This window comes from Psychrobacter sp. BF1 (assembly GCF_019279065.1).
Lineage (GTDB): Bacteria > Pseudomonadota > Gammaproteobacteria > Pseudomonadales > Moraxellaceae > Psychrobacter > Psychrobacter urativorans.
On sequence record NZ_JAGYWV010000011.1, the window covers coordinates 56,637 to 63,354 of the forward strand.

The 6,718-nt window shown below is 42.7% G+C and carries 6 protein-coding genes; 3 read left to right on the forward strand and 3 right to left on the reverse strand.

Going from position 1 to position 6,718, the window contains the following annotated elements; all coding sequences use genetic code 11:
• Positions 1 to 280: 280 nt before the first annotated feature.
• Positions 281 to 1,717 carry a solute carrier family 23 protein gene (locus KZA12_RS12065; protein ID WP_201622838.1) on the forward strand — a complete coding sequence of 479 codons (1,437 nt, stop codon included), beginning with the start codon at positions 281 to 283 and terminating at the stop codon, positions 1,715 to 1,717.
• A gap of 120 nt (positions 1,718 to 1,837) precedes the next feature.
• Here the strand turns inward: KZA12_RS12065 and KZA12_RS12070 are convergent, their stop codons facing one another.
• Positions 1,838 to 2,770, reverse strand: coding sequence for a DMT family transporter (locus KZA12_RS12070; protein ID WP_218690386.1), 933 nt, complete (start codon positions 2,768 to 2,770; stop codon positions 1,838 to 1,840).
• Between the two features lie 319 nt (positions 2,771 to 3,089).
• On the opposite strand from KZA12_RS12070, the gene KZA12_RS12075 reads away from it, so the two are divergent.
• A complete protein-coding gene (locus KZA12_RS12075) occupies positions 3,090 to 4,208 on the forward strand; it encodes a WG repeat-containing protein (protein ID WP_256932957.1) in 1,119 nt (372 codons plus the stop codon).
• A 108-nt stretch (positions 4,209 to 4,316) separates the two neighbouring features.
• Here KZA12_RS12075 and KZA12_RS12080 read toward each other — a convergent pair whose 3' ends face one another.
• A complete protein-coding gene (locus KZA12_RS12080) occupies positions 4,317 to 5,348 on the reverse strand; it encodes an alpha/beta fold hydrolase (RefSeq protein WP_218690387.1) in 1,032 nt (343 codons plus the stop codon).
• Between the two features lie 28 nt (positions 5,349 to 5,376).
• Positions 5,377 to 5,541, reverse strand: coding sequence for a rubredoxin (locus tag KZA12_RS12085; RefSeq protein WP_201622842.1), 165 nt, complete (start codon positions 5,539 to 5,541; stop codon positions 5,377 to 5,379).
• Between the two features lie 351 nt (positions 5,542 to 5,892).
• On the opposite strand from KZA12_RS12085, the gene KZA12_RS12090 reads away from it, so the two are divergent.
• Positions 5,893 to 6,477 carry an adenine phosphoribosyltransferase gene (locus KZA12_RS12090; RefSeq protein WP_201622843.1) on the forward strand — a complete coding sequence of 195 codons (585 nt, stop codon included), beginning with the start codon at positions 5,893 to 5,895 and terminating at the stop codon, positions 6,475 to 6,477.
• The last annotated feature ends 241 nt before the right edge of the window (positions 6,478 to 6,718 follow it).

Consider the following 6,718-nt stretch of genomic DNA (forward strand, 5'->3'; position numbering starts at 1 on the left):
GAATTCCGTTATGATGCTCGGCATCTATAATTATGTAACATCCTGTAAATATGGCAATGCCAAAAAATATGCTTATCTTGTCAATACTCAACCTAGTGGAGTTAGTTAAGCATATCTAATCGTTGACAGCTAGCGAAATACGCTAGTGTCATACAATATAGGTAATATAGTGGCTAGCCAGCCCAGCCCAATATTGTTACCAGCCAATTTTACCCAGTTATCTTTTGATGTCAGTTAAGGATATCGCTTTATAATATCAAGCCTTAAAGGAAAAGCGCGCATGACACCTCCCTCAGAGCATTCATCCTCATCTAAAGCTGTAGATAGTCATTCATCTAATGAATCGTCTAATAATGAGCCTAACGCTTTGCACAATGCTGGTATTAGCAGCGCAAAGAGGCAATATACTGACAATCCAGATTTTGAAAATGGCCGTTGGTTCCCTACTTGGCGACCGTTCAAAGGTGATATAGATCGTAATCCGGTAGGTATCAATGAGTATCTACCGCCCTCTAAGAGTTTGCTACTAGGCGTGCAACATACTTTTGCTATGTTTGGCTCGACAGTGCTGGCTCCATTACTGATGGGTTTTGATCCCAACTTAGCTATCTTAATGTCAGGTATCTGTACCGTGATGTTCTTTATCATCACCGGTGGACGTATGCCCAGTTACTTAGGGTCTAGTTTTGCCTTCATTGGACCAGTGATAGCGGTTACTGCCTATGCAGGCGTCGGCTTCAATACCAACTTAGATGTCGCGTTAGGCGGTATTATGGTCTGTGGTATCATTTATGCCTTAGTCGGCTTGCTAGTGATGAAGACTGGTACTGGCTGGATTGAGCGCTTGATGCCGCCTATCGTCACTGGGGCGATTGTGATGATCATCGGTCTTAACTTAGCGCCGGTGACTATTCAAGGGGTATCTGCCAATCAGTTTGACGCTTGGATGGCAGCCTTTACGGTGCTGTTGATCAGTGGCGTGGCGGTATTTACGCGCGGTATGCTCAGACGCCTATTATTATTAGTCGGCTTGATACTGTCTTATATCACCTACTATATCGTCAGCAACCTAATGGGATTTGGGGTGCCGATTGATTTTAGTGGGGTTGCTGCAGCTTCATGGTTTGGCTTGCCTAGCATTCATACCCCACGCTTTGAGCTTAGCGCTATCATATTAATAGCACCCGTCGCCTTTATTCTTATTGCCGAAAACCTCGGACATTTCAAAGCGGTTGAAGGCATGACTAAAACTCGCGTAACCCCTCATATGGGCAAAGCGTTCTTTGCAGATGGGTTAGCGACGACTTTTTCTGCAGGTTTTGGCGGCACAGGGGTCACTACTTACGCTGAAAACATCGGGGTAATGGCAGTCACTAAAGTCTACAGTACTACGATATTTGTGATAGCTGGGTTAGTAGCTATTCTGTTAGGATTATCACCGAAGTTTGGCGCTGTGATTCAGACTATTCCAGCAGCATTATTAGGCGGCGCCTCTATTGTAGTATTCGGCCTGATCGCTATCGCTGGTGCTAAAATATGGATAGATAGTCATATCGACTTTAGCAAGAATAGTAATCTTATTATTGCCGCCGTGACAGTAATTATGGGTACAGGTAACTTTAGCTTGCATCTAGGCAGCTTCGATTTGGGTGGCATCGGTACAGCAACTTTGACCGCTATCATCCTAAACGCTTTATTCAATCGCCAAAAAGGCTAAGAATTATAAGGCTGATTCGTCACTAAGACTTGTAGCGGTTATAAAAAAAGCTTGAATCTACTTAGATTTAAGCTTTTTTTATTATCGATAAGGTTAATAGGGGTGTTGTGCCTAACCCTATTATTTATAGTTACGCTTATAGAATTTTGCAAAGAAGCGATAACGTCTTAGGGCCCGAGGTTTGGGCTTGAGTGAGCCCAAAAAAATAGCAAACATAGTTAGTAGGGCACCGGCCCACTGTAAGCTATTAATCGGTTTATCAAGCCAGCTATAGTCTATGACCAAAGCGGCAATCGGCTCAGTGAGCAGTAGCAAGCCGACTAAGGTTAGTGAGAGCTTAGGAATAGAATAAGCAATCAGGCCCCAAGCTAAGCACTGCATTACTGTGCCGTAGACCAATACCCAAGCAAGCTCATACCAACTATTGGGTAATATATTACCTTGATCAATTAATAACATCGGTACTATCATCGCCAGCACCCCACCGATACTAATCAGCTGCATCAGTACAAATATCGGTGTCGGCTCGGTATCGTGAGTCTTACGAATAAAAGTCATCGAGGCTGCTAACATCGCGCCTGAAACAATGCCCGTAACAAAGCCCCAAGTGGCAGCTGAGTTTTGCGCAAATTCAGGGCTGCCAATCATCGCCACTCCTAGCATGGCTAGGCAGAGACTAAGGAGCTGCAAGATAGACTGGCGCTCGCTGAAATAGACAAAGCCAATAGCCGCTAAAAAGAAGATTTGTAAGCTGTTAAGTAAGGTTGAGATACCTGGTCCAACAGCGTGAATACTCTCATGCCAAAGCGCTAAATCGAATCCAAGAAATGCACCAGATAACAAACTATAAACGATAGCTCGTCTAGAGGCTGGTAGCCGCTGGCCGGCCACTTTTGCTAACATAGCAAACACCACACCGGAGATAGCCAGTCGCCAAAACGCCATTGCCCAGCCACCGATATCGACATGAGCGACAATTAAGCTGCCTAAGCCAAAAATAATACAGCCAATGACTAAGCCGATAGAAGCAGAGCGTGAAGCAGAATCGGCCATAAGTTGCCCTCGTGTGAATCCGCTATTATCAATAAGCGATATAAAAAATCCTATGGTAAACCTTTTCGGCTAAAAGCTAAAGACGGCTAGTATTAATAGACTTGGATATGGCTCAATAAGGTTGAGCGCTTTTGTTCAAGCCACCCGCTTAATTAGCGACAAATAGCTAACCGTTTCTAAAGCTTAGGGTCACACCCTTACAGAATACAAGTGGGTACTGAGGTCTACATTTGTTAAGCTAGTAATATTTAACAGGGCTACACTGATTATCACATTGCCTATAAACCTTATCAGCACTACACTCCGCTTAGGTTCTACTATGTCTCGATGCTATACCTTAAAGCCTAAAAAAAGTCCCAGCTTATTGATGCCTCTTTTGCCTGCTTTAGCACTCAAAGCAACAGTAGGATGGCTGCTCAGTAGTTCGCTGCTGTTAGTGCTTACTTTGCCAACAGCACAAGCTGCGAGCTGCAAAGCGCCCAAAAGTTATTATAAGAACGTCGCTTGTACTTCTATGAGCGGTTATTTTTTGGCCAGTAAAGATTATGGTGCACCAGTAGCTCTTATCGATAGCAAAGGCAAGCCGGTAGTTGATTTATCAGCCTATCAAAAGGTTGCTGCCGACAAAATAGCTGCCGGGTTAATACCAGTACAGCGTAGTGGCCGTGTTGGTTATGTCAATATGCAAGGTCAAACTATTATCCCGCTGATATACGATGTGTTAGCAGAGTCTAGAGGCTGGGCACGAGCCGCTTCTGAAGGACGTATTGTAGTCAAAAAAGGTGGTAACTATGGGGTGATCGATAATAGCAATCAAACTATTGTGCCTTTTTCCTCAGCCTTTAGTGATATTGATAATTATAGTAATGGGGTTGCCAAAGCCCGTAAGAATAAAGTCAATATCAAGCTGGATAGCAAAGGCAATACTATTAGCGAGCCTAGTAGTACTAATGCTAACAACACTAATGCTAATGGCAATAGTACTAATGGCAATAATACTAATGGCAATAGTAGTAATGGTAATGGCAATAATACTAAGGCGGGGTCTGCGCAAGCATCGGCATTGGCAATAGACAAGCCACTAGCAAGCTCCACCGCAGTAACGTCCAAAACTTTTACTACTTTAAAAGCCGATCAGCAAGACGGTAAATGGGGATTTGTTGATGAGCAAAAAACCATAATGATTACTTATTCGTTCGATGAAGTAAGACCTTTCTCGGAAGGACTGGCTGGGGTACGTATTAACAATAAATGGGGGTTCTTAAATTTAGGCGGTGAGCTGGTTATCCCATTTAACTTTAGCAATAGTGAGGAGAATCAGAATGCTGAGAACGCCTCGATGTTTATTTTTAACCAAGGTAAAGCTTGGATCGGTACTCTAAATAACGGCGCTAAGATCTGTATAGGCACGCAAGGCAATGTTGTCGATTGCGATTAACCACTAGGGTTAGCTCTATAATAGTGTTTTAAACAGCAAAAAAAGGGTGAGGCTTATATATTATTTATAAGTCTCACCCTTTTTTAATTTCCAGCATCTTCTGAATAATTAGTACAGTAAATGCTTGCTTATCAAATCAACTAAATATGGCTGATAGTAGGCAGGGATATCATGAGCCATACCATCAATCAGATGAAAGCTGGCTTTAGGAATAGTCTTAGCTACTACCCGACCTTGCGAGGAGGGCAATAGGCCATCAGCACTACCGTGAATGACGATAGTCGGGGCTTTGACTTGCTTACTAAAACGCGCAATAGAGCCCGATGATAGGATAGCATTGAGTTGCTGTACGGTTCCTAACGGATGAAAGTTGCGCTGATAACGTAACTTGGCAATTTCACGCACAGTACGGACATTGACATGACCGGGCGTCCCTACCGTCTTCATGAACCAGACGCTGTGCCGAACGATATCACGTTCAGAATGGCTTTCCGGTCTATTGATCAAAGTATAGAGCTGCTTAGGTCGTGGTGGCTTTAAAAATGCCCGATTGGTAGTAGTGAACATCAATACCATACGATCTATTAAGCTGGGATAGCGAGCAGCGACAATTTGGGCAATCATACCACCCATCGAGGCTCCTAATAAATGTGTTCTTTTTAGTTGTAACACCTTTATCAGACGTACCGTATCCTCTGCCATATCGGTCAAATTATAAGCGACTTGTGCTGATTTATTGGATAGACCTGTCTGCAAGCGTAGCATCATTTTGAGTTGGCTGATTCGTGGCAATCCTTCGATTTGAACTTTAGAGGATAAGCCGATATCACGATTATCAAAACGAATCACAAAAAATCCAGCATTAATCAGACGCTTGATAAAATCATCTGGCCAAAAGATCATTTGTGAGCCTAGACCCATCACCATCAATAATGGGGGATGGTCTGGATTACCACCGGCTTCGACACACAGCTTAATATTATCGCCGATATCGATCATGGCCTGATAAAGGTGCTCACTTAAGTCAGAGGTACGCCAATTATGCGTACCGAACTTCTCCCATGCAGGATTTGGATAGTAAGCTGTTTCTGTCGCCACGTCAGCAACCTTATCTTGGCTTGATTTATTTGAGTGGATCATGATATCTCCCGCTTAGCATGTCATCTACTTAGATTTCCATCATTTCAAAATCTAACTTGCCAACACCACATTCAGGACAAGTCCAATCATCAGGAATATCTTCCCATTTAGTGCCAGGAGCGATACCTTCTTCAGAGCAACCTAGTTCTTCATCGTAGATCCAGCCACAGACAATACATTCATAACGTTTCATACACCGTCCTATCAATAATTACTATTATGCTTTAAAAGCGTTACTAGCTAAATTTACACCATAAAAACGCCCACAGTTTAGCATATAACCGTGCTATATAAAGTTAAGTTTACAGTTGTATATTGGAACTGCAGAGTACTCATTAGCTTATTTTTATATCTGTATAAAGTTATGGTTTTGTGTCAGCTAGGTTTAGAGCGTATTTGTTCTCAAGTATTAGCTAGCGCTATCCGTCAAAAAAGACCGCAAGATTATGCTATTATATCCAGCTTTAATTTTTACCTTTTATAAGAGCTTGTCTTATTTAAGGTGAATCTTACATTATTCAAGCCGTCCAAGTTAAGGGTTATTATGAGTGTTACTACTACTGACAAGCAAGCTAAAACCATATCTGAGTCGTCGACTAATCGTAACACCGATAATCTCAATACTGATCATCCGTTTTGGCAAGTCATTCGCACTGTGCCTAACTTCCCTAAAGCGGGCATCGATTTTTATGATATCACCCCATTACTGCGTAACCACGTTGATGCGGTTATCGATGCTATGCTAGCGTCGCTGCCTGCAGGATTGATGGAGGAGGTGGATTGTCTAGGGGCTGTTGAAGCTCGCGGATTTGTGTTTGCAAGCTTGCTGGCAGGACGATTGGGCAAAGGCATTATACTGCTACGTAAGGCGGGCAAGCTACCGCCACCAGTGGCAAACAAGGCCTACGCGCTAGAGTATGGTAAAGATACGCTAGAGATGCAAAACAATTTGCCCCCTGAGCGTGTCCTATTAGTTGATGATATTTTGGCAACTGGTGGTACTTTGACTACGGCTTATGAGCTGTGTAAATCAGCTGGTCATACGGTAGTGGGGGCATTAGTGTTATTAGATCTAGTGGCACTACATGGCGAATTTCCAGTACCTGTTTATACGGTTCTAAAAATTTAACACAGCCTGTTATAAATACTATTTAAAAAGCTTGGGCTGGTAAGAGTAGTGGCTTAAGGTATTTAACAAGTAATAAAGCAAAAAAAGCGCCTTGATTATAAAGTCAGGGCGCTTTTTTTTATAAATCTACTATTTTTAAATCATTGTCTTAGCAGTAATATGCTCAAAGCCATGACTTTACAAAGGATCTATAATACTACTGATGACAAGCCAGCATACTCTGTACCTTTAGACAGTACAT

Excerpts from the sequence above, each read along its gene's own strand:
- KZA12_RS12080 (WP_218690387.1), bottom strand. The coding sequence starts at position 5,348 with ATGATCCACTCAAATAAATCAAGCCAAGATAAGGTTGCTGACGTGGCG.
- KZA12_RS12075 (WP_256932957.1), top strand. The coding sequence starts at position 3,090 with ATGTCTCGATGCTATACCTTAAAGCCTAAAAAAAGTCCCAGCTTATTG.
- KZA12_RS12085 (WP_201622842.1), bottom strand. The coding sequence starts at position 5,541 with ATGAAACGTTATGAATGTATTGTCTGTGGCTGGATCTACGATGAAGAA.
- KZA12_RS12090 (WP_201622843.1), top strand. The coding sequence starts at position 5,893 with ATGAGTGTTACTACTACTGACAAGCAAGCTAAAACCATATCTGAGTCG.
- KZA12_RS12070 (WP_218690386.1), bottom strand. The coding sequence starts at position 2,770 with ATGGCCGATTCTGCTTCACGCTCTGCTTCTATCGGCTTAGTCATTGGC.
- KZA12_RS12065 (WP_201622838.1), top strand. The coding sequence starts at position 281 with ATGACACCTCCCTCAGAGCATTCATCCTCATCTAAAGCTGTAGATAGT.